Consider the following 20,937-nt stretch of genomic DNA (forward strand, 5'->3'; position numbering starts at 1 on the left):
CTCCGCGACGGGACGAAAGGCCCGCCCGACGGAGCCTACGGCCGACCCCGCCGTCCCCACCGCCGACACGATGGCGCCGCCGGGCGGTCCCGCCGGGCGGGCGGCACTCGATCTCCCGGCCGGGCGCCGGGGCCGTCAGCCGTCAGCCCCGCAGGGCGCGCAGGAAGCCCAGGAGGTGGGCGTTGAACTCGGCGGGCCGTTCCATGTTCGGGTAGTGCGCGGTGCCCTCGACCGTCACCGCGCGGCCGTCGACGACGGTGCGGCAGACCCGTTCGGCCAGGCCGATGTGGTCCACCGAGTCGATGCCGCCGTTGATCGCCAGCAGCGGGACGGTGATGCCCGTCAGCCGCTTCCAGGTGTCGGTCACCGGCACCAGGTACTGGGGCTCGTCGGGGGTGTGCTTGGCGACGGTGTGCCGGGTCATCTCCTTGAGCCGGCGGACCACTTCGGGATCGACCTCGTCCAGGCCGCGGTACGGACCGGAGGCGAGCCGGGTGAACGAGTCGAGCCAGCGCTCGCCGTCCCCCTCGGCGAGCGCGGCGCCCTGCTCGGCGGCGAGTTCGCGCAGCCACGGGTCGTTGAACTCGGACTCGCCGGTGCCGTTGCCGCTGATCACCAACGCGCGGACCAGCTCGGGGTGTTCGAGCGCCAGGTCGAGGGCGATCGTCCCGCCCATGGAGAGCCCGACCACGGTGACCGGGCCGAGGCCGAGGTGGCGCAGCAGGTCCGCCAGGTCGTCGGCGGGGCGGAACGGCCGGCTCGCGTTGTCGGAGGCGCCGTGGCCGCGGGTGTCCGGTGCGATCACCCGGTGTTCGGGCAGCAGGGCGGGGAGCTGGTCCGCCCAGCTCCGGTGGTCCAGCAGGCCGCCGTGCAGGAGCACCAGCGGCTCGCCCGAACCGGCGTCGAGGTAGGCGAGGCGGCCGTGGCCGCTGTCGAACGAATGCAGGTCGAAGGTCGATCCGGGGGCAGCGGAGTACGTCATGACGAGAATTTTAGGTCGGACGACCTATATTTGTCTCCCATGAGCACCGACCCCGTGGGCGACGGCCTGCCCGTACACCCCACCTTCCCCTCAGACCGCCTCAGCCACAACCCCGACGGCCCCGTCCTGCTGGTCGGCGGCTACGGCACCGTGGGCGCCGAACTCGCCCGACTCGCCTCCCCCGACTGGCCGCTGCTGCTCACCGGCCGCTCCGAGCGGCGCGGCGCCGCCCTGGCCGCCGAACTGGACGACGCCACCGTCCGGCGCTGGGACCTCGCCGACCCCGAGCCGTTCGGCGCCGCCGTCCGGGCGGTGGTCGGGGTGGTCAACGACCCGGACGACCGGGTGCTGCGGGCCGCCGTCCGCGCCGGCGTCCCGTACGTGGACGTCACCCGCTGGACCGCCCGGCTGCAGCGCGCGGCCACGCTCGCCGCCCTGCTGCGCCCGACCGCCCCGGTGCTGCTCTCCTCCGCCTGGATGGGCGGGGTGACCAGCCTGGTCGCCGCCGCCCTGGCGGACCGGCTGGGCGGCGCCGAGCGGATCGAGACCGCCGTCCGCTGGGACCTCGCGGACCGGGCCGGCGCCGACTCGGTGGAGTTCATGGACCGCCTCGGGCTCGACTACGAGGTGGTGCAGGACGGCCTGCGCCGCTCCGTCACCCCGCTCAGCCGCCCCGGCACCGTCCGGATCGGGGACACCCCGACCCTGGTCGCCGGGATCGACACCCCCGAGCAGTTCACCCTCCCGCTCACCCTGGGCGCCACCACCGCCACCACCCGGATCGGCTTCAGCTCCCGCTCCTCCACCACCGCCCTGCTGGCCGTCCGCCGCGCCGGGTTCTTCCGCTGGGGGCGCGGCGAGCGCTGGCAGGGCGCCCGCCGCGCCCTGCTGCACTCCCCCGGCGAGGGCGGCACCGCCCGGCTGCGCGTCGACGTCGGCTCCGGCGGGCGCGCCCTCACCGCCACCGTCGAGGACCGGGCCGGACAGGCCCGGCTCACCGCCGTCGGCGCCCTGCTCGCGCTGCGCCGGGCGCTCGGCACCGACGGCGCCCCGCCGCCCGCCGGGGTGGCCTTCCCGGAGCAGACCCCCCTGCCCGGGCGGGTGCTGGGGGACCTCGCGGCACTGGACGTCACCGTCACGGTCTCCGCGGCCGACGGGCGGCTCGGTACGGAGGCGGCGGCATGAGCAACACCCGGGGCCTGAGCGGCAAGGGCGCCCAGCGCCGCGAACAACTGCTGGAAACGGCCGAGGAGTTGCTGGTCACCGCCGGCGGCAGCGAGCTGTCCATGCGGGCGGTGGCGGCCGCCGCGGGCGTGCGCCTCGGCCACCTCCAGCACTACTTCCCGACCCACGCCGAGCTGGTGGGCGCCGTACTGGAACGCGTCCTCGGCCGCTCGGCGGAACGGCTCGCCCCGCTGCTCGACCCGGGCCGCGACGAGGACGACCTGATCCGCGCCCTCCTCGCCGAGCAGCAGGACGCCCGCCTGGTCCGGCTGTTCGCCGAGCTGTGGGCACTGGCCGCCCGCGACGCCTCGGTGGCCACCGCCGTCCAGGCCTTCTACGCCCGCTACCGGGACCTGGTCGTCTGCTTCCTCGCCGAACGCCGCCCGGCCCTCGGGGCGGACGAACGCCGGGCCCGCGCCCAGGTGTTCATCATGCTGATCGAGGGCGCCTCGCTCTTCCGCTCCGGCCTGGCCGGCGCTCCGGACACCTCTGCGGACACCGAACTCCTGCGGACCGCCCGGGGGTTGCTCGGCCTGTGAGGGGAGCGAACCGCCCCGGAGGGAGCCGGGCTGCCGGGTCAGAACCGGCCGGAGCGCAGCACGGAGGACTGCGGGGCGGCGGAGGCCTGGCGCAGCTCGGTGGCGATCAGGGCGGCCTGCACCCGCCGCTCGACGCCGAGCTTGGCGAGCAGCCGCGAGACGTGGTTCTTGACGGTCTTCTCGGCGAGGTAGAGCCGCTCGCCGATCTGCCGGTTGGTCAGGCCCTCGCCGATGAGTTCCAGGACCTCCTGCTCGCGCGCGGTCAGGCCCGGCCCGGTGGTGACCGGCTGGGCCGGCTCGGCGTCGCTGCGCAGCCGGTTGAGCAGGCGGGTCGCGGCGCCCGGGTCCAGCATCGAGCGCCCGGAGGCGACGGTGCGGACGGCGGCGACCAGGTCGGTCCCGCTGATCTGCTTGAGCACGTAGCCGGCGGCGCCCGCCATCACGGCGTCCAGCAGCGCCTCCTCGTCGTCGAAGGAGGTCAGCATCAGGCAGGCCAGCCCGGGCATCCGCGAGCGCAGCTCACGGCAGACCGAGACGCCGTCGCCGTCGCCCAGCCGGACGTCCAGCACGGCCACGTCGGGCCGCAGGGCGGGCACCCGGACGAGCGCCTGCTCGGCCGTCGCCGCCTCGCCGACCACCTCCAGGTCCGGCTCGCTGTCCAGCAGGTCGTGCACGCCGCGGCGCACCACCTCGTGGTCGTCCAGCAGGAACACCCGGACCGGTGCCGAGGCCTCGGCACCCTCCGTCTTGGTCGCCATCATGATGCGGCTCCGTCTTCGTCACACCCCCGCACACTCCCAGCGGGGCCCAGGGCATCCTCCCCCGGATCCGGCCGCCGTCCCAGGGCCCAACGGCCCCATTCGGACCGGGCCGCGGTGCCCTCGGCCCGGAGCCCTGGCCCGCCGCCCCCTCCCCCGCCCCCCGGCGCGGGCACCGGGCCGTCGGCGACGGCGCCTCAGCGCCCCTGCCGCCGTACGTTGCCCAGCCCCATCAGCAGGAAGGCGAGCGCGACGCCCGCGCCGCTGACCGCCGCGAGCACCACCCGGGGCACCACCGCGCCGCCGCCGGACAGCAGGATGGCCGCCGCCCCCAGCGAGGCGACGGCCGCGCCGACCACCAGCCACCCGGCCAGGACCACCGCCGGCGGCCGGTCGGAGCGCGGGACGGGCCCGGCGTCCAGGGCGGCCCAGCGGGCGGCCGACTCCCGCACCTCCCGGCGGCGGTCGCCCAGGGCCCGCAGCCGCAGCGCCGCGCCGCCGACCAGGCCGGCGAGTGCGATCTGCGCGGCGGGCCGCCAGTCCGGCAGGACGAGCAGCAGCCCGCCCGCCAGCGCGAGCCCGGCCCACCACAGCACGCAGGCCGCGGCGGCCGTACGGGTGGAGCGCGGTCGGTCGGCGCCGGCCTGGAGGTCGGCGATGGCGGGCAGGTACCAGACACAGCCGCTCGCGGTGAGGGCGGCGGTGCCGATGGCGAGAACGGTGTGGTTCACGACCCGGCCTTCCTGGTCACGAAGGGGTGGCGAGAGTGGACGGGCCGTCCCCGCCCGCCCGGCGGCGGCGGAGCGGGCGGGGACGGCGTTCGGGGCGGCGGGACTCAGCCGCCCGACGGCGGGTCGGCGGGCCCGGCGGCCGGGGCCTCGGCGGCGAGGGCGGCGGCCGCCCGGTCCGCCCGGCTCAGCGGCCGGTCGTACTTCGCCGGCTCCACGCCCTCCAGGTGTTTGGCGGGCTCCCCGCTGTGCTCCAGCACGTCCCGGGCCGCGATGTCCGGGTGGTGGAGGTCGAAGGCCGGGGACTCGGAGCGGACCCGCGGCAGCTTCACGAAGTTGTGCCGCGGCGGCGGGCAGGAGGTGGCCCACTCCAGCGAGCGGCCCCAGCCCCACGGGTCGTCCACGGTGACCTTCTCGCCGTACTTGGCGGTCTTCCAGACGTTGTAGAGGAACGGCAGGATCGACAGGCCCAGCAGGAACGAGCCGATGGTGGAGACGGTGTTCAGGGTGGTGAAGCCGTCCGACGCCAGGTAGTCGGCGTACCGTCGGGGCATGCCCTCGGCGCCCAGCCAGTGCTGGACCAGGAAGGTCGAGTGGAAGCCGACGGTGAGGGTCCAGAAGGTGATCCGGCCCAGGCGCTCGTCGAGCTTCCTGCCGGTCATCTTCGGCCACCAGAAGTGGAAGCCGGCGAACATCGCGTAGACCACGGTGCCGAACAGCGTGTAGTGGAAGTGCGCGACGACGAAGTACGAGTCGGAGACGTGGAAGTCGATCGGCGGGGCCGCGAGCAGCACGCCGGTCAGGCCGCCGAACAGGAAGGTGACCAGGAAGCCGACCGTCCAGAGCATCGGGGTCTCGAAGCTCAGCGAGCCCTTCCACATGGTGCCGACCCAGTTGAAGAACTTCACGCCCGTCGGCACGGCGATCAGGAAGGTCATGAAGGAGAAGAACGGCAGCAGGACCTGCCCGGTGACGTACATGTGGTGCGCCCACACCGTCACCGACAGGCCCGCGATGGCCACCGTCGCGGCGATCAGGCCGGAGTAGCCGAACATCGGCTTGCGGCTGAACACCGGGATGACCTCGGAGACGATCCCGAAGAACGGCAGCGCCAGGATGTACACCTCGGGGTGCCCGAAGAACCAGAACAGGTGCTGCCAGAGCATCGCCCCGCCGTTGGCCGGGTCGAAGACGTGCGAGCCGAACTTGCGGTCGCACTCCAGCGCCAGCAGCGCGGCGGCCAGCACCGGGAAGACCAGCAGCACCAGCACCGAGGTCAGCAGCACGTTCCAGCAGAAGATCGACATCCGGAACATCGTCATGCCCGGGGCGCGCATGCAGATGATGGTGGTGATGAAGTTGACGGCGCCGAAGATGCTGCCGAAGCCGGACAGCGTCACGCCCATGATCCACATGTCGGCGCCGACGCCGGGCGAGTGGATCGCGTCGGACAGCGGCGCGTAGAGGAACCAGCCGAAGTCGGCGGCGCCCTGCGGGGTCGCGAAACCGGCCGCGGCGATCAGCGAGCCGAACATGAACAGCCAGTAGGACAGCATGTTCAGCCGCGGGAAGGCGACGTCCGGGGCGCCGATCTGCAGCGGCATGATCCAGTTGGCGAAGCCGGTGAACAGCGGCATCGCGAACAGCAGCAGCATCACCGAGCCGTGCATGGTGAAGGCCTGGTTGAACTGCTCGTTGGAGAGGATCTGCGTTCCGGGCCGGGCGAGTTCGGCGCGCATGACCAGGGCGAGGACGCCGCCGATCAGGAAGAACGCGAACGAGGACACCAGGTACATGGTGCCGATCGTCTTGTGGTCGGTGGTGGTCAGCAGTCTGACCAGGGCCGAACCGGGCCTGCTGGGCCTGACCGCCCCGGCGGGGAGGGCCGTCGGCGGTGAGGTGGGGTCGCCCTGTGCCTGGGTGGCGCTCAAGGACGCGCTCCTTCGGAACGTGGTGCGGATGGGTGGCGATCCATGATCCGAACAGACCGCCTCCGCACCCCAGGGCCCTTGGGCCCGGCCGCCCGGGGCCGCTGGGCCCGAGTTCCCGGGCCCCGACCGGGACCTCCCGACCGCGTGCCCGGGCCCTCACCGACCGCGTGTCCGGGAGCTCGACGGCCACGCGCCCGGGGCCTCCGCACCGCCCGCGCGGGACCTCCCGACCGGCCGTCAGACTCCCGGCCGCGCCGGCGCCAGGCGGGCGATCTGCCCGCGCTCCAGCGCCGCGTACACGGTGCCGTCCGGGGCGACCGCGATGCCGTGCGGCTCGGCGCCGCCACCCGGGACCGGGTGTCCGTCGAGCCGCCCGTCCGGGGTGAGCACGCCGATCCGCCCGGCGCCCCACTCGGTGAACCAGAGCCGGCCGTCCGGCCCGGCCGCGATCGCGTGCGGCCGGGCCGAGCGGTCGGCCAGCGGGTACTCGGTCACCTCGCCGTCCACGGTGATCCGCCCGACCAGCCCGCCGCCGATCCCGACGTACCAGAGCGCCCCGTCCGCCCCGGCGGTGATCCCGACCGGCGCGGTGCCCGCGGTGGGCAGCCGATGGACGGTCACCTCGCCGTCGGTGGCGACCCTCGCCACCGCGTCCGCCTGGTTGAGCGTGCACCACAGCGCCCCGTCCGGCCCGGCGGTGATCAGCGACGGGAACGCCCCTTCGACCGGCAGCGGGTACTCCGTCACCTCGCCGTCCACGGTGATCCGCCCGACCCGGTTCGCGTTCAGCTCGGTGAACCAGAGCGCCCCGTCGGGCCCGGCCGCGATGCCGTACGGCCCGGCGTCCGCCGTCGGCACCCCGTACGAGCGCGCCGTCCCGTCCGCGCCGATCCGCCCGATCCGGTGGTCCCGCATCCGGCAGAACCACATCGCCCCGTCCGGCCCCGCCGTGATCACCGAAGGCCCGCACCCGGGCGCCCCGAGGCCGTGGAGCTCGACACCGCCGCCCGCGTCGAGCCGCCCGACCCGCCCGCCGTGCACCAGCGTGAACCAGACGCCCCCGTCCGGCGCCACCGCGACTCCGTACGGCCCGGCCCCCGCCTCGGCGACCTCGATCAGTTCCATGCGACCCCTCCAAGCACTATCGCGACTCTCGTCGCATTAGCGATCTTCGCACAGCGGGTCAGGCCCCGGCAACCGACTTCTCCGCCGCCGGTCCCGGGTCGCCCCGCAGGACCGAGACGACGCCCATGCCCGCGGCGCAGACCGGGACGGCGAGCAGGGCGCCGATGATGCCCGCGATGCCGGAGCCGGCCACCACGGCGACCATGATGGTGGCCGGGTGCAGCTCCACCGTCCGGCTCTGGATGACCGGTTGGAGGATGTTGCCCTCGATCATCTGCACCGCGAGCACCACGCCGAGCGCCCACAGGGCCGTGCCGAGGCCGCCGTCGGCGAGGGCCACCAGCACCGCCACCGTGCCGGACAGGAAGGCGCCGACGAAGGGGATGTAGGCCCCCATGAAGACCAGCGCCCCGAGCCCCGGCGCACCCGGAACGCCGAGGGCGACCAGGCCGACGGTGATGAACCCCGCGTCGATCAGGGCGATCAGGGTGGTGCCGCGCATGAACCCGGCCATCGCGGCGAAGGCCCGCTCGGCGCAGGCGATCACGGTCGTGGCGCTGCGCTCGGGCAGGTAGGAGCGGATGGCGTCGCCGGTGCGGTGGCCGTCCCGGAGGAAGAAGAACACCAGGGCGAGCGACAGCACCGCGCCGGCGATCAGCTGGGTGAGCAGGCCGAGCCCGGAGAGCACCCCGCTGGTGAGGGTGGAGACCAGCGAGTTGGTCTCGCCCTTGGCGTTGCTGAGGGCGTGCTGGATCTTCGCCCCGAACGGGCCGAGCCAGTCGGCCAGCCGCGCCCCGGCCTCCTGGAGCGAGGAGGCGATCTGCGGGGCGCTGTGCACCAGGGAGTTGACCAGCAGCGCCAGCACCCCGCCGACCGCGCAGACCAGCACGGTGCAGGTCAGTCCAGCGGCCAGGCCACGCCCGACGCCCCGGCGCACCAGCCAGGGCACCACCGGGTGGAGCAGCGAGGCGCCGAGCAGCGCCAGGACGAACGGCACGGTCGCGGCCCGCAGTTCGACCAGCGCGAAGACCGCCAGCGAGGCGACGGCGATCAGCAGGATCACCGCCACCGACCAGGCCGCCGCCTGCCGCAGCGCGGGCGGCAGCATCAGGTACGGCCTGCGGTGGTCCGGCGGCCGCTGCTCGCCGGGCTCGCGCTCCACGGACACGGCCACCTCCGCCGGGGTCGTCGGGGATTCCGGACCGCCCCAGCTCAGCAGAGGTTCCGACGGCCCGCGCGGCGGACCGGCCGGGAGTACCCGAACGGGCTACCCGGGCGCCTGGAACCGCACCACGCCGTCCTCGCCCGCCCCCGCGAAGGCCAGCACCCGCCGCGCCTCGGCCTCCGCCGCCTGCCGGTCGGCCCGCCCCAGCGGCGCGAACGGTACGACGTCCACCTCGCGTTCGCCGGTCAGCCGCCAGGTGCCGGCGACCAGCCCGTCCACCAGCAGCGTCCCGGGCACGATGCCGTTGCGGGTCATCACCCGGCCGCGGTGCTCCTCGGGCAGCACCCGGGTGCGGTCGGCGTGCGAGAGCAGCAGGTTGTCGAAGGGCGCGACCAGCCGTACCGGCGCCGGGGTGTCCGGGTCGGGGCGGGGCGCCTCGGGCAGGTCGTACAGCTGCCGGCCCCGCTCGTCGCGGAAGGCCAGGAGCCGCGGAGCGAGCCGCCGCAGCACCGGGGCGAGGCCGGCCAGGCCGCACCACTGGCGCAGGTCCGCCGCGGAGGCCGGGCCGAAGGCGGCGAGATGGCGCAGCACCAGGTCGTCCGGGTCGGGCGACGGGTCGAGCGGGCGGCCGAGCCAGGCTTCGGCGGTGGTGTGGGCGGCCGGGCCGCCTCGCCCCCACAGCCCGCGCGGCGGGACCTGCACCAGCGGCAGCCGGCAGCGGGCGGCCTGGGCGAGGGCGGCCGGGTCGCGGTCCGGCCGGCTCTGCGCGAGCAGCGCGCCGAGCTGCTGGAAGGTGCGCGGCTCCGCCTCGACCAGGGCGCGGGCCTCGGCCGCGAGCGCGTCCAGGTCCAGCCCGGCGAGCCGCTTGCCGTAGGTGGTGCGCAGCGCCTGGTCCAGCATCGGCTGGAGGAGCGGGCGCAGCGTCAGGCAGTCCTCGGCGGTGACCAGGTGGATGGTGCCGCGGTGGAGGGCGATCCGGACCGCGGCCCGCTGCTCCAGCAGCGTGCTCAGCCGCTCGGGCGTGAAGCCGTCGAGCCGGGCGAGCAGGCCGAGGTAGGGCGGCTGGGGGGCGGCCTGGGCCTGGAGTCCGCCGAGGTGGTGGACGACGGCGGCGGGCGGCTGCTCGGTGCGGGCGAGCAGGTGCTGGCGGGCCAGCAGGGCCCGGCCGAGCGCCCGCCGCCCGAGGACCGGGCCGGTCACCGGCGGCCGTCCAGCACCGAGCGCAGGACGCCGATCCGGTTCGAGGTGATGGAGGCGACGCCGCTCCCGCGCAGTCGGCGCATGGTGCGGCGCAGGTCGGCGGTCCAGGTGGAGACGGCGAGTCCCTCGTCCGTCGCGGCGGCGGTGAACTCGGGGGTGACCAGCCCGAACGGCGGGTTGAGGTAGCGCGGGCGCAGGTCGTCCAGCAGGGCGCGCACGGGCATCCGGGGCTGCTTCCAGGTGAGGGCGAGCTCGGCGTCCGGGCTCAGCTCGCGCACGGCGAGCATGGCGGCGGCGGGGCCGCAGAAGGCGACCGCCCGTTCGGCGCCGAGCGCGGTGACCACCGACCAGGTGGCGGCGGCCGGCGCGGCGTCGTCCAGGTCGATCAGCAGCCGGCGGCCGTCGACGGCGGCCACCGCCTTGACCGCCTCGGCGAGGGTGGGGACGGCCAGCGGGCCGTGCCGCAGCTCCGCCAGCTGGTCGGCGGTGATCCGGTCGATCGGGCGCGGGTCGCCCCAGAGCCGCTCCAGGGTGCGGTCGTGCAGCAGCACGGGCACCCGGTCGCGGGTGAGCCGGACGTCCACCTCGACGGCGTCGGCCCCGGCGGCGAGCGCGGACTCGACGGAGGGCAGGGTGTTCTCGCGGAAGCGGTACGGGTCCCCGCGGTGGGCGACGGCGAGCGGCTTGGCTGCGGTGTTCAACGGATCCTTCCGGTGAGCCAGGGGGTGAGGCTGTGGACGCCGACGTCCTCGCGGTAGCCCGGCTCCCCGGGGACGGTGACGATCAGCGTGGTGGACGGCGGGAAGGTGCGCGCCCGGACGTGCACCAGGTCGGACCAGACGGCGTTCAGGAAGCCGGGGACGCGGTCGCGGTCGACGTCGAAGGGGATGCCCTCGACGGTCACGGTGACCTCGTCGTGGGTGAACAGCCGGACGGTGACGGCGGGGCGACCGTCGAACTCCAGCAGCGCCTCGTGCGGGAGGCCGGCCGGCTCGTCCGCCGGGCCGTCCGGGCCGACCAGCCCGGCGAAGGTCCGGTCGCGGCCGATGTCGTGCTCGGCGCGGACGGAGCGGCCGTGCCGCCCGGCCACGGCCTCGATCGCGAGCACGGCGCTCTGGGTGGTCGGCAGGTGCGGGGGCGGCATCCGGGCCTCTCCTTCGGTTCCGGGACTCGGGCGGCTGGTGCGGGGAGGGCTAGGGCTGGTCTGACGATTCCCGCCGGGTGCGCGACGCGAATCGTCAGACCCGCCCTAGCGCAGTTCGACCATCACGTTGGTGGACTTGACGACCGCCGTGGCGGGTGCGCCGGGGACCAGCTTCAGCTCCTCCGCCGACTCCCGGCTGATCAGCGACACCACCCGGAACGGCCCGGCCTGGATCTCCACCTGCGCGGCCACGTCGCCGAGCACCACGTGGGTGACGATCCCCGGGAAGCGGTTGCGGGCCGAGGACGGCCGGCCCTCCGCCTCGGCGTTCTCCGGCCGGGCCAGCTCCCGGGCGAAGGCGGCGAGCTCGGCGCCCGGGATGATCCGGTGCCCGTTCTCGTCCCGCGCGGCGGCGACCCGCCCGGCGTCCACCCAGCGCCGCATGGTGTCCGCGCTGACGCCGAGCAGCGCCGCGGCCTCGCCGATGCGGTACGGGTTGGCCGGCACCTCGGGCTGGCCCATGTGCGTCTCCTGACCGTGGTTCGGGATCCGGGGACGGGTGCCCCCGCGCCATCCTGCCGTACCGGCGGCGCGGGTGATCACCCGAGGGCGGCGGAGCGGCGCTACGGCTCGCCGAAGAGGTCGCGCCGCACCGCGTCCCCGGCGGTGAGCACCGCCCCGGCGAGCACCGCGCCGCCGCCCGCCGCGCCGGCCCGCACCTCGGTGCTGAGCGGGGAGAGCCGGGCCAGCCGCCGTTCGACCCGGCGGGCCAGCTCCGGTCCGCCGGCCCGGCCGGTCTCGCCGCCGAGCACCACGCAGCCGGGGTCCAGCACCACGCAGACGCCGGCCGCGCCGATCGCGATCCGCTCGGCCAGCTCGTCCAGGAAGCCGTCGCCCGCGGCGCCGGCCGACAGCGCGGCCCGGACGGCGGCCTCGGCGGCGGGGGCGTCGTCCGCCGGGTCCGCCGGCAGTCCGTGGGCGCGGGCCAGCGCGCAGATCGCGGCGCTGCCGACCAGTCCGTGGAAGCCGCCCTCGCAGCTGTCGGCGCTGGGCAGGCCGACGGTGCCCGGGACGGGCAGGAAGCAGATCTCGCCGGTGCCGCCGGAGAAGCCCCGGCGCAGCCGCCCGTCCAGGATCACGGCGGCGCCGACGCTGTGGCCGAGCCACATCAGGACGAAGGTGTCGCGGTCGCGCGCGGCGCCGACCCGGTACTCGGCCCGCCCGGCCAGGTTGACCTCGTTCTCCAGGATCACCTCGGTGCCGGGGAGGTCCCGCAGCGCGGCGAGGAGTTCGGCGTGCCAGGCGGGGAGCTTGCCGGTGCTCTGCAGCCGTCCGGTGGCCGGGTCGACCAGCCCGGGGGCGCCGACGGCGACGGTGTGCAGCCGTTCGACGCCGGCGCCGCGGGCGGTCTCCCGCAGGGCGGCGACGACGGCGCCGGCGGTGTCCGGGCCGCCGTCGCCCTCGACCGGGACCTCGGCGGTGGCGAGGCTGCGCCCGGCCAGGTCGGCGACGACCAGGCTGACGCCGCCGGATCGGACGTCGAAGGCGGCCAGGTGGGCCCGGGACGCGACCAGCGCGTAGAGCCGGGCGTTGGGGCCGCGCCGCTGTTCGCCGCGCTCGCCGACGACGGCCACCAGGCCGGTGCGCTGGAGGCGTTCGAGCAGGTCGGCGACGGTCGGCCGGGACAGGCCGGTGAGGTCGCGCAGCTCGGTCGCGGTCAGGGGGCCCTGTTCGAGCAGCAGGTTGAGTGCCAGCCGGTCGTTGATCGCCCGGGCGGTGCTCGGCGTGGCCGTACGCGCGATGGTCATGGCAGATCATCCTTCCAGAGCATTTCTATCAGGGTCCCTTCCTGATAATTTATCCACCGTCACAGGGCACTGTCGCGCCCCTCGTCGCGCGACCGGGAGGGAACACCGAATGAGCGGGACCACCGCACCACCGCCGGAGCCGCTGACCGCCCCGCGCCGGGCCCGAGCGGGCATCGCCCTGGTCTTCTGCGTGCACGGGGCCGTCAGCGGCAGCTTCGTCACCCGCATCCCGTGGATCCAGGACCGCCTCGACCTCTCCGCCGGCCAGCTCGGCCTGGCCCTGGTCATGCCCGCCATCGGCTCCTCCCTCGCCATGCCGCTGGCCGGCCGCTTCGTGCACCGCTACGGCGGCCGGGCGGCGGTGCGCGGGCTGATCTCGCTCTGGTGCCTGGCCCTCGCCCTGCCCGCGCTCGCCCCCTCGCTGCCCGCGCTGTGCGCCGCGCTGCTGGTGTACGGCGCCACGGCCGGGATGGCGGACGTCGCGATGAACGCCCAGGGCGTGGAGATCGAGGAACGGCTCGGGCGCTCGATCATGTCCGGACTGCACGGGATGTGGAGCGCCGGCGGCCTGCTGGCCTCCCCCTTCGGCATCCTCGCCGCCCACCTGGAGCTGGACGCCCGGCTCCAGCTGGCCGTCACCGCGCTGATCCTGCTCGCCCTCGCCCAGCCCGTCTGCCGCGCCCTGCCCGACATCCGGGCGCACGAGGGCGCGGAGGAGCCGCCCCGGTTCGCACTGCCGCCGCGCAGCTCGCTGGTGATCGGGCTGGTCGGCTTCTGCGCGGTCTTCGCCGAGGGCGCCTCGATGGACTGGAGCGGCGTCTACCTGCGGGACGTCACCGGCGCCTCGGCCACCGTCGCCGCCGCCTCGTACACCGCCTTCTCGCTCACCATGGCGGTCAGCCGGCTCGCCGGGGACGCCGCGATCCGCCGCCTCGGCGCCGTCCGCACCACCCGCATCGGCGGCGCCGTCGCCACCGCCGGCGGCCTGCTGGTGGTCGCCGCGGACAGCCCCGCGCTGGCCATCCCCGGGTTCGCCCTCATCGGCGTCGGCATCGCGGTGATCGTCCCGCTCGCCTTCGCCGCGGCCGGCCGGATCGGCACCAACCCCAGCCAGGCCATCGCGGGCGTCGCCACCGTCACCTACACCTCCGGCCTGATCGCCCCCGCGGTCATCGGCGCCCTCGCCCAGGCCACCTCGCTGACCGTCTCCTTCGCCCTGGTCACCGTGCTCGCCTGCGCCCTGCTGCTGAGCGCCGGGGCACTGAAGCTGGCCGAACGGAATTCCGGCGACGGGAACGTGACCGCAATGTCACCGGAAAAGCCTTCCGGAAAAGATCTCTCCGCGATATGATGGTGAATTCCCGAGGGAATTCCCCGCTAAGGTCTCGAACCGCCGGGCGCACACCGCGCCCGGCGGTTCTCGCGTTCCACGAGAGGGATTCCCCGTGTGCTACGACCCGGACGCCGCCCCGCCCGCCTTCAGCCCCGCCCGGTGGCCGCTGGCCGAGGCCGCCCCGCTCACCCTGACCTCGGCCGACGGCACCCGCTTCGGCGCCTTCCTGGCCCGCCCCGAGGTCGCCACCGGGCCCGGCGTGCTCGTCCTGCCGGACAACAAGGGCCTTTCCGCGTTCTACCGGCAGACCGCCGCCCGGCTCGCCGAACAGGGCCACCCGGCCCTCGTCCTCGACTATTACGGGCGCACCGCCGGGGCCTTCCCGGAAAGGCGCCCGGCGGAATTCGGCGAAATGCCGGGCCTGCTCCCCCACCTGCTCGCGCTCACCCCCGGGGGACTGGACGCCGACATCACCGCCGCACTGGAACGGCTGCGCGCGGTCGGGCCCGCCGAGGTGGTCGCGCTAGGCTTCTGCTTCGGCGGCCGGCAGGCCTTCCGCACCGCCGCCCCGCGCTTCGGCCTGGCCGGCGCGGTCGGCTACTACGGCTACCCGGACGCCCTCCACGGCGCCCCGGGCCCCACCCAGCTGGCCGGAGAGCTGACCGCCCCGGTCCTCGCCTTCTGGGGCGGCGCCGACGAGCACATCCCGGCCCCCACCGTCGACGCCTTCGACGCGGCGCTCACCGCGGCCGGCTGCCCGCACGAGTTCGTCCGCTACCCGGGCGCACCGCACAACTTCTTCGAGAGCGCCGCCGTCGAGCACGCCGACGCGGCCCGGGACTCGTGGCGGCGCCTGCTGGCGTTCCTCGCCGGGCCGCGCTGAACCCGGGCGGCGCCGAACCCCGCCGCGCCGAACCCGGGCGGCGCTGTTCAGCGGGTCTTGAAGGACTTGCGCAGGGCCGCCCGGTCCTGCCACGAGTCGGCGCCCGGCCCCTTGGCCATGTCGGTGAAGAAGCTGTCATGGCGGACGAAGAAGGCGGCCCGCTCCTCGTCGGTCATGGCCGCGACGTCGGCCAGCCCCTCGAAGTAGCCCTCCCGCGCGGCTCCCGGGGCGAAGAGCATCAGGAACTCGGCCGGCTCCCCCGAGATGTTGCCGAAGGAGTGGACACCACCCGGCGGGATGTAGAGGTAGTCCCCCCGGGAGGCGTCGAACCAGCGCTCGCCGTCGAAGACGTGGATCTCACCGGACAGGACGTAGAACGCCTCGGACATCGTCTTGTGGAAGTGCGGGCTGGTGCCCCCGATCTGCCCGGTCAGCCGGTTCTGGTAGAGCCCGTACAGCCCGTCCGTGCTGAGCCGCGTCGACAGGTAGTGGAACGTCGCCCCGTTCGGCGCGACGTAGTCGGGCGGCGTTCCCGCCGGGCGGAACGAGGCACTGACCTCGCCCTCGTCCCGGTCGTAGACGATCTCGGGGTAGTCGGGCGACAGGAACGACATGACGGCTCCTCGTGGTTGCGACGGGTCGGGAGAGGGATGCCAGGCTCCCTCCTCGGCGGGAGGCCGATCAACGACCGCCTCGATAACGTTCCGTTCACCGGACACGAAGGATCACGGGGGCCTGGCGAGTGGAACTGCGGGACATCGAGATATTCCTGACGCTCGCCCAGGAGCTGCACTTCGCCCGGACGGCCGAGCGGTTGCACGTCTCCCCGGCCAGGGTCACCCAGTCGATCAAGAAGCAGGAGCGCCGGATCGGAGCCCCGCTGTTCGACCGCACCAGCCGCACGGTCCGGCTGACCCCGGCCGGGCGGCAGCTGCACCGGGAGCTGGACGCCGGCTACCGGCGGATCATGGACGGGATCGAGACCGTCTCGGCCGGTGCCCGCGGGATCACCGGGACGCTGACCCTGGGCTGCATGGGCCCGCACCCGTGGGCGGTGGCCGACGCGGTCGGGCTGTTCCGCGCCCGCCACCCGGGCGCGGAGGTGCGGATCCGCGGGATCCAACCCCCGGCGCCGCTGGAGGCCGTCCGCGCCGGCGGGGTGGACGTCGCCCTGGTCTGGCTGCCCGTCGACGGGCCGGACCTCACCGTCGGCCCACTGCTCCGCACCGCCCCCGTCCTGCTGATGCTCCCCGCCGCACACCCCTTGGCCGACCGGTCGTCGGTCGGCCTGGAGGACCTCGGGGACTGCGTGTTCGTCCGGGCGCAGGCGGTCTCCGACACCATGGACGCGGCCCTCAACCCGCTGCGGACCCCCTCCGGACGGCCCGTCCGACGCGGACCGACGGCCGCCACCTGGCACGAGGTCCTCCACCTGGTCGCTTCCGGCCACGGGGTCGCCGGCGTGTCCGCCGAAACGGCCGGCTTCTACCCGTGGCCGAGCCTGGCGTTCGTCCCGGTGCGGGACGCCCCCGCCTGCCGGTGGGCACTGGTGTGGCGCACCGCCGCCGAGACGCCGCTGGTCACCGCGTTCGCCCGCGCCGCGGCGGACGCCGTCGCCGCCCGCACCGACGAACGTACGAGCGGGACGGCCCCGCTCATCGACGCCTCGACGTGACGGGCACGGACGCGGGGCGCCCGGGCCCGCCGAGAGCCGCCGGACGTCGAACGCCGGACGGCGGACCCTGGACGGCGGAGGCCGGAGGCTCACGGCGAACCGCTCCCGCGCCGGTGCCGGTGCCGGTCACCGCTCGCGGTCGCCACGAAGGTCAGGGCCGTGGTGCCCGCGAGGACCGCCCAGGCCGGGGTGAAGCTGTGCGTGGTGTCGCGGAGCAGCCCGAGTGCGGGCGGGACCAGGATGACGGCCAGCTGGTTGACGGCCATGACCAGGCCGAGCGCGAACCCGGTCCGGCCCGGTGGGGCGGACTCCGCCAGGTGGGCGACCCAGGGGCCGTACCAGCCGATCCCGAAGAAACCGAGCCAGGTGAACACCAGGGCGGCCACCGGTGGGGACTGGCCCGCCGGCGTCATCAGCACCGTCAGGCCCGCCACCACCGCGCCCATGCTGACCAGGACGGGCCGGTACCGTCCGCCGCGGCTGCGGTCGCTCCAGGCGGCCAGGCCGATCCGGCCGGTCGCGCCCGCCACCTGAGCCGCCACCAGGACGGCGGCCGTCGGACCGGCGCCCAGGTGCGTCACGTCGTGCAGGTACAGCGCGCCCAGGAGGCCGACGCCGCCGTGCACCGCCACCATGCTCGTGCCGGACAGCAGGATCCTCACCATGGCCGGTTCCCGCAGCATCCGCAGCCGGGCCCGCGGCGCGGCGGACGGGGCCCCCTCCCGGAGGTCGGACCGCGTCCGGCCGGGGTCGGCGACCGGAACGACCGCGACGACGACGGGCGGCCGCCGGTAGAGGGCCATGAAGACCACGGCTCCCGTGAGTGCCGCGAGCCCGCCCACCACCAGGGCCATCCGCCACCCGTACGCCGCGGCCACGGCCGGCAGGACGGCGGCGGCGACCGCCGCACCCAGCGGCAGTCCGGCCTGCCGCACGCCCATCGCCAGCCCGCGCTGCGCGGGGGCGAACCAGGCGGCGACCGACTTGCTGCCCCCGGGCTGCGCCGTGCTGTACCCGGCGCCGACGACCAGCAGGACGGCCAGCAGGGAGGCGTACCCCTGCGCCAGGCTGCCGAGGAGCAGGCCTCCGGCGACCACGGCTGCGCCGATGCCGACGACCCAGCGCTCGTTGTGCCGGTCCAGCAGCTCGCCGGCCACCAACAGGCCGACCAGGGGGACGAGTTGGGAGGAGGACAGGAGCAGTCCGAGCTGGCCGGTCCCGATGTCCAGTGAGCGTTGCAGGTCGACGGCCATCGCTCCGATGCCCTGCACGAAGAAGCAGGAGGTCGCCTGGGCGAAGGTGGCGATGCCGAGGACCGTCCAGCGGTACCGCCCGACGGGAGCGGCCGGCCTGCGGTCGTTCCGGGCCCTGGTCGCGGTGCGGCCGCTCACCGGCGCCGGCCCGGGGCCGGGGACGCCGAGGACGCCGGGGACGCCGGGGACGGGACCGGGGCCGCGCCGTCGAGGGCGGGAACCCGCGTCCCGAGTACCGGTAGATCGTCAACGTCCTTGGCACGCACGGCAGTCGGTCGATCGGTTCGGGGACGCGCCCGGGCGGGGAGCGGCCGGCAGGCCGCGCCGGACCTCCGGCGGTGACGGGGGTGGTGACTCATGCCGCCCAGCCTGGTGTCATGGTCTTATGCATCTCAACCCTTACGGCGGGGACGCCGTGAAGCTCGCCGCCGAGCTGGCCAACCGACGTCCGCGGACCGTCGAGGACCTGACGGACCGCTGCCGAGCCGCCGGGCTGGTGATCGACGAACCGGTGCCGCAGGCCGACTTGGCGCACACCCTCGCCCTCCTGGACACCTGGGAGGGTGTCGTCGACGCGGCCACCGAACGCGAGCGGGCCGAGCGACTCAACCGGATGCTGGCCGCCGGAGCGTCCCACCCTCGGCTGACCGACCACTCCGGCGGCTGGCACCTCCACTACCGCGACGACCGGCTACCGTTCGCCGCCGTGCTGTCCTCACTGATCGCCGTGGGCACGGCGTTCCACCTGGTGGGGCGCGGCATGCACCGGCTCGGCCGGTGCGCCGTCGCCGGGTGCACCACGATCTACGCCGACACCACGCGCACCGGCCGCCAGCGCTACTGCTCCCAACGCTGCGCCAACCGCGACGCGGTCCGCCGCCACCGCGCGACGCGGTCGGCGGCGGACACGGCTCGCGCCTGACCCTCGGGGGGCATCAGCCGGGGAGCAGTTGGCGCGCCCGGCCGGTACCCGGTGCGACGACCCGCACCGGAACCCGTACCCCCGCCCCGGACGGGGCCGGGAAGCAGGGCGCGGCCGGGCACCGGTTAGGCTCGGGCGGTGTTCGTGCCCGATGCCGCCGTCCCCGCGCCGCCGCAGGCCCCCGTCGCCGCGCCGCGACCCGCCACCGCGCCGCGCTCTCCGTGGTGGCGGTTCGCGCTGCTGGTGGCGGTGCTCGCGGCGGCGGCCGGGTCGCTGCTGCTGTGGAGCCCGACGGAACTGCTCTCCGGCGGCCTGGCGGACCGGATGCCCGGGTACTGGTTCGGCCCGCTGTTCGCCCTGGTCTACGCGGTGGGCACGCTCGCCTTCGTGCCCCGCCCCGCGCTGAACGCGGTGGCCGGGCTGCTGCTCGGCATCCAGCAGGGCGTGCTGCTGTCGGTGCTCGGCACCACGGTGGGCGCCGCCCTGGCCTTCGGGCTCGGCCGGGGCCTCGGCCGCGAGGCGCTGCGCCCGTACCTGCGCGGGAAGGTGCTCGGGGCGTTGGACCGGCGGTTCACCGAGCAGGGTTTCCGCAGCGTGCTGGTGCTGCGGCTGCTGCCCGGCATGCCGTTCCAGGCGGCCAACTACGGCGCGGCCTTCTCCGGGGTCCGCTTCCTGCCCTTCGTCCTGGCCACCGCGATCGGCGTGGTGCCGACCACCGCGGTGTACGTCACGGCGGCGGCCAGCGCGGGCCGGCCGGGCTCGGCGGCCTTCCTGCTGTCGGCGGGGGTGATCGCGCTGCTGGTGCTGGGCAGCGTGGTGGGGCTCTGGCGGACGGCCCGGACCCGCCGCCGGGCGACGGCCGGCTGAGCCGCCCGAACCGGCTGAACCGCCCGCCGGGCAGGGACGGGCGGGGCGGAGACGGGCGAGGCGGAGCCGGAAAGGGCGGAAACGGGCGGGTCCGGCCTAAATCATTCGCGCCCGTGCACCGCCGGACGCCAGGATGGCGCCATGACCGAACTCGACCCGCGGGTGGACCCGCCGACGACGGCCGACGAGGCCGCCACCCTGATCGCCTTCCTCGACTACCACCGCGACACCCTCGCGCGGAAGTGCGAGGGCCTGACCGACGACCAGCTGCGGCTGCGCTCCGCCCCGCCGTCCAAGCTCTCGCTGCTCGGCCTGGTCCGGCACATGGCCGACGTGGAGCAGCACTGGTTCCGGTCCATGCTGCCCGGCCGGGAGATCACCGCCTGGCACTTCTGGACCGACGAGAGCGAGGACGGCGACTTCGACGGCGTCGACACCGCCGACGTGGCGGCCGACTTCGCCACCTGGCGCGCCGAGGTCGAGGCGGCCCGCCGGGCCACCGCCGGCCTGCCGCTGGACACCGTCGCCAAGAAGCTGCGCCACGGCGAGCCGGTGACGCTCCGCTGGATCCTCACCCACATGATCGAGGAGTACGCGCGACACAACGGCCACGCGGATCTTCTGCGCGAATTGATCGACGGTTCGACCGGCGAGTGACGCGACGGGTGAAATCGTTTCCGCATTGTTGACAGAAGGTCAATTGCGCAGTGACCGCGACCGATAAGGTCAACGCGCGCAACCGTACGGCGCTGTGCCGCGTCCATGGGAGTGCCCGGGTTCGCCCGGGTTTCCGGCGCGGCACGACTCGTACGGGGGTTGCGAGCGGGCACGGGACCGGTGAACAGTGCGATACTCGGACAGTTCCGACGAGTGGATGACGTGTCAAGAACGGCACGCGACCCCGGGGGACCAGGACGGGACGAGGCAGGGAGGCGCGGCATGGGAGCACTTCGCGACGAGCACCACAACGGGTGGCTGATGCCCTCGGGGAACTACCCGGCCGCGGTGTACGACGACGAGTGGGTCGACCAGGAGACGGTTCCGACCGCCCCGGCGCCCACGAAGATCGTCTCCCTGCGGCCGACGGGCTTCGAGGCGGCCCGGACGGTCGGTGAGCACATCCGGGCGAGCATCCCGGTGGTCATGGACCTCACCGAGATGGAGGAGGCCGAGGCCAAGCGCATGGTCGACTTCGCCTCCGGGCTGATCTTCGGCACCCGGGGCGGCATCGAGCGGATCGCCCGGAGGGTCTTCCTGCTCACCCCGGCCGACGTCGAGGTCATGGTGATCGACCGCCCGATGGACGACACCGGCTTCTACAACCAGAGCTGAGCCGACAGGCCCGGAGCCCGGCCGAGACCGGGGACGGTACCCACCGTCCCCGGTTTTTGCGTGCCCGG

The 20,937-nt window shown here is 75.1% G+C and carries 22 protein-coding genes; 9 read left to right on the top strand and 13 right to left on the bottom strand.

The window, feature by feature from the left end:
* Positions 1-142 precede the first annotated feature (142 nt).
* Positions 143-982, bottom strand: coding sequence for an alpha/beta fold hydrolase (locus ACIQI7_RS12785; RefSeq protein WP_401108257.1), 840 nt, complete (start codon positions 980-982; stop codon positions 143-145).
* Between the two features lie 39 nt (positions 983-1,021).
* Between ACIQI7_RS12785 and ACIQI7_RS12790 the strand changes: the two genes are divergently transcribed.
* Positions 1,022-2,167 carry a saccharopine dehydrogenase gene (locus ACIQI7_RS12790; protein ID WP_401108260.1) on the top strand — a complete coding sequence of 382 codons (1,146 nt, stop codon included), beginning with the start codon at positions 1,022-1,024 and terminating at the stop codon, positions 2,165-2,167.
* Positions 2,164-2,745 carry a TetR/AcrR family transcriptional regulator gene (locus tag ACIQI7_RS12795; protein ID WP_401108263.1) on the top strand — a complete coding sequence of 194 codons (582 nt, stop codon included), beginning with the start codon at positions 2,164-2,166 and terminating at the stop codon, positions 2,743-2,745. The genes ACIQI7_RS12790 and ACIQI7_RS12795 overlap by 4 nt, the downstream gene beginning before the upstream one ends.
* A 38-nt stretch (positions 2,746-2,783) precedes the next feature.
* Here ACIQI7_RS12795 and ACIQI7_RS12800 read toward each other — a convergent pair whose 3' ends face one another.
* The 10 genes from ACIQI7_RS12800 to ACIQI7_RS12845 all read right to left on the bottom strand — a co-directional run bounded on the left by ACIQI7_RS12800 (position 2,784) and on the right by ACIQI7_RS12845 (position 12,604).
* On the bottom strand, positions 2,784-3,503 hold the full coding sequence (locus tag ACIQI7_RS12800) for a response regulator (protein WP_401108848.1): 720 nt from the start codon (positions 3,501-3,503) through the stop codon (positions 2,784-2,786).
* A gap of 197 nt (positions 3,504-3,700) precedes the next feature.
* On the bottom strand, positions 3,701-4,234 hold the full coding sequence (locus tag ACIQI7_RS12805) for a hypothetical protein (protein WP_401108266.1): 534 nt from the start codon (positions 4,232-4,234) through the stop codon (positions 3,701-3,703).
* Positions 4,235-4,338: 104 nt separating this feature from the next.
* Complete coding sequence (ctaD, locus tag ACIQI7_RS12810; RefSeq protein ID WP_401108851.1) at positions 4,339-6,027, bottom strand: cytochrome c oxidase subunit I; 1,689 nt, start codon at positions 6,025-6,027, stop codon at positions 4,339-4,341.
* A 372-nt stretch (positions 6,028-6,399) separates the two neighbouring features.
* Complete coding sequence (locus ACIQI7_RS12815; protein ID WP_401108269.1) at positions 6,400-7,287, bottom strand: virginiamycin B lyase; 888 nt, start codon at positions 7,285-7,287, stop codon at positions 6,400-6,402.
* Between the two features lie 58 nt (positions 7,288-7,345).
* The gene (locus tag ACIQI7_RS12820) at positions 7,346-8,455 is read right to left on the bottom strand and encodes an AI-2E family transporter (protein WP_401108272.1); all 1,110 of its coding nucleotides are present in this window, start codon (positions 8,453-8,455) and stop codon (positions 7,346-7,348) included.
* A gap of 99 nt (positions 8,456-8,554) precedes the next feature.
* Positions 8,555-9,652, bottom strand: coding sequence for a winged helix DNA-binding domain-containing protein (locus ACIQI7_RS12825; protein ID WP_401108274.1), 1,098 nt, complete (start codon positions 9,650-9,652; stop codon positions 8,555-8,557).
* A complete protein-coding gene (locus ACIQI7_RS12830) occupies positions 9,649-10,353 on the bottom strand; it encodes a glycerophosphodiester phosphodiesterase (protein WP_401108277.1) in 705 nt (234 codons plus the stop codon). Before ACIQI7_RS12830 ends, ACIQI7_RS12825 begins: the two co-directional genes overlap by 4 nt.
* The gene (locus ACIQI7_RS12835) at positions 10,350-10,796 is read right to left on the bottom strand and encodes a hypothetical protein (RefSeq protein ID WP_401108279.1); all 447 of its coding nucleotides are present in this window, start codon (positions 10,794-10,796) and stop codon (positions 10,350-10,352) included. The genes ACIQI7_RS12830 and ACIQI7_RS12835 overlap by 4 nt, the downstream gene beginning before the upstream one ends.
* Positions 10,797-10,901: 105 nt before the next feature.
* Positions 10,902-11,318, bottom strand: coding sequence for a molybdopterin-binding protein (locus ACIQI7_RS12840; protein WP_387747787.1), 417 nt, complete (start codon positions 11,316-11,318; stop codon positions 10,902-10,904).
* 101 nt (positions 11,319-11,419) lie between these two features.
* Positions 11,420-12,604 (bottom strand): ROK family transcriptional regulator, encoded by a 1,185-nt coding sequence (locus tag ACIQI7_RS12845; protein WP_401108282.1) that lies wholly within the window; start codon positions 12,602-12,604, stop codon positions 11,420-11,422.
* Positions 12,605-12,713: 109 nt separating this feature from the next.
* Between ACIQI7_RS12845 and ACIQI7_RS12850 the strand changes: the two genes are divergently transcribed.
* Together ACIQI7_RS12850 and ACIQI7_RS12855 are read left to right on the top strand one after the other, a co-directional pair.
* Positions 12,714-13,955, top strand: a complete 1,242-nt coding sequence (locus ACIQI7_RS12850) for an MFS transporter (protein ID WP_401108284.1) — start codon at positions 12,714-12,716, stop codon at positions 13,953-13,955.
* Between the two features lie 94 nt (positions 13,956-14,049).
* A complete protein-coding gene (locus ACIQI7_RS12855) occupies positions 14,050-14,820 on the top strand; it encodes a dienelactone hydrolase family protein (RefSeq protein ID WP_401108287.1) in 771 nt (256 codons plus the stop codon).
* 47 nt (positions 14,821-14,867) lie between these two features.
* Here the strand turns inward: ACIQI7_RS12855 and ACIQI7_RS12860 are convergent, their stop codons facing one another.
* Positions 14,868-15,434, bottom strand: a complete 567-nt coding sequence (locus ACIQI7_RS12860; RefSeq protein WP_401108289.1) for a cupin domain-containing protein — start codon at positions 15,432-15,434, stop codon at positions 14,868-14,870.
* Between the two features lie 128 nt (positions 15,435-15,562).
* Here ACIQI7_RS12860 and ACIQI7_RS12865 point away from each other — a divergent pair, with 128 nt between their 5' ends.
* The gene (locus tag ACIQI7_RS12865) at positions 15,563-16,495 is read left to right on the top strand and encodes a LysR family transcriptional regulator (RefSeq protein ID WP_401108292.1); all 933 of its coding nucleotides are present in this window, start codon (positions 15,563-15,565) and stop codon (positions 16,493-16,495) included.
* Positions 16,496-16,584: 89 nt separating this feature from the next.
* On the opposite strand, the gene ACIQI7_RS12870 is transcribed toward ACIQI7_RS12865, so the two are convergent.
* Positions 16,585-17,886 carry an MFS transporter gene (locus ACIQI7_RS12870; protein WP_401108295.1) on the bottom strand — a complete coding sequence of 434 codons (1,302 nt, stop codon included), beginning with the start codon at positions 17,884-17,886 and terminating at the stop codon, positions 16,585-16,587.
* Positions 17,887-18,133: 247 nt separating this feature from the next.
* On the opposite strand from ACIQI7_RS12870, the gene ACIQI7_RS12875 reads away from it, so the two are divergent.
* From ACIQI7_RS12875 to sepF, 4 genes are all read left to right on the top strand, one after another.
* On the top strand, positions 18,134-18,670 hold the full coding sequence (locus ACIQI7_RS12875; RefSeq protein ID WP_401108298.1) for a CGNR zinc finger domain-containing protein: 537 nt from the start codon (positions 18,134-18,136) through the stop codon (positions 18,668-18,670).
* A 138-nt stretch (positions 18,671-18,808) separates the two neighbouring features.
* On the top strand, positions 18,809-19,537 hold the full coding sequence (locus ACIQI7_RS12880; RefSeq protein ID WP_401108301.1) for a TVP38/TMEM64 family protein: 729 nt from the start codon (positions 18,809-18,811) through the stop codon (positions 19,535-19,537).
* A gap of 141 nt (positions 19,538-19,678) precedes the next feature.
* The gene (locus tag ACIQI7_RS12885) at positions 19,679-20,194 is read left to right on the top strand and encodes a DinB family protein (protein ID WP_387747773.1); all 516 of its coding nucleotides are present in this window, start codon (positions 19,679-19,681) and stop codon (positions 20,192-20,194) included.
* A gap of 282 nt (positions 20,195-20,476) precedes the next feature.
* Positions 20,477-20,869, top strand: coding sequence for a cell division protein SepF (gene sepF, locus ACIQI7_RS12890; RefSeq protein ID WP_387747771.1), 393 nt, complete (start codon positions 20,477-20,479; stop codon positions 20,867-20,869).
* Positions 20,870-20,937: the final 68 nt, after the last annotated feature.

The sequence above is a fragment of the Kitasatospora sp. NPDC092039 genome (assembly GCF_044756065.1).
Lineage (GTDB): Bacteria > Actinomycetota > Actinomycetes > Streptomycetales > Streptomycetaceae > Kitasatospora.

Bases quoted from the DNA above. Each gene is read 5' to 3' on its own strand.
- ACIQI7_RS12785 (WP_401108257.1), bottom strand. From the start codon at position 982: ATGACGTACTCCGCTGCCCCCGGATCGACCTTCGACCTGCATTCGTTC.
- ACIQI7_RS12790 (WP_401108260.1), top strand. From the start codon at position 1,022: ATGAGCACCGACCCCGTGGGCGACGGCCTGCCCGTACACCCCACCTTC.
- ACIQI7_RS12795 (WP_401108263.1), top strand. From the start codon at position 2,164: ATGAGCAACACCCGGGGCCTGAGCGGCAAGGGCGCCCAGCGCCGCGAA.
- ACIQI7_RS12800 (WP_401108848.1), bottom strand. From the start codon at position 3,503: ATGGCGACCAAGACGGAGGGTGCCGAGGCCTCGGCACCGGTCCGGGTG.
- ctaD (WP_401108851.1), bottom strand. From the start codon at position 6,027: ATGTACCTGGTGTCCTCGTTCGCGTTCTTCCTGATCGGCGGCGTCCTC.
- ACIQI7_RS12815 (WP_401108269.1), bottom strand. From the start codon at position 7,287: ATGGAACTGATCGAGGTCGCCGAGGCGGGGGCCGGGCCGTACGGAGTC.
- ACIQI7_RS12835 (WP_401108279.1), bottom strand. From the start codon at position 10,796: ATGCCGCCCCCGCACCTGCCGACCACCCAGAGCGCCGTGCTCGCGATC.
- ACIQI7_RS12840 (WP_387747787.1), bottom strand. From the start codon at position 11,318: ATGGGCCAGCCCGAGGTGCCGGCCAACCCGTACCGCATCGGCGAGGCC.
- ACIQI7_RS12845 (WP_401108282.1), bottom strand. From the start codon at position 12,604: ATGACCATCGCGCGTACGGCCACGCCGAGCACCGCCCGGGCGATCAAC.
- ACIQI7_RS12850 (WP_401108284.1), top strand. From the start codon at position 12,714: ATGAGCGGGACCACCGCACCACCGCCGGAGCCGCTGACCGCCCCGCGC.
- ACIQI7_RS12860 (WP_401108289.1), bottom strand. From the start codon at position 15,434: ATGTCGTTCCTGTCGCCCGACTACCCCGAGATCGTCTACGACCGGGAC.
- ACIQI7_RS12875 (WP_401108298.1), top strand. From the start codon at position 18,134: ATGCATCTCAACCCTTACGGCGGGGACGCCGTGAAGCTCGCCGCCGAG.
- ACIQI7_RS12885 (WP_387747773.1), top strand. From the start codon at position 19,679: ATGACCGAACTCGACCCGCGGGTGGACCCGCCGACGACGGCCGACGAG.
- sepF (WP_387747771.1), top strand. From the start codon at position 20,477: ATGGGAGCACTTCGCGACGAGCACCACAACGGGTGGCTGATGCCCTCG.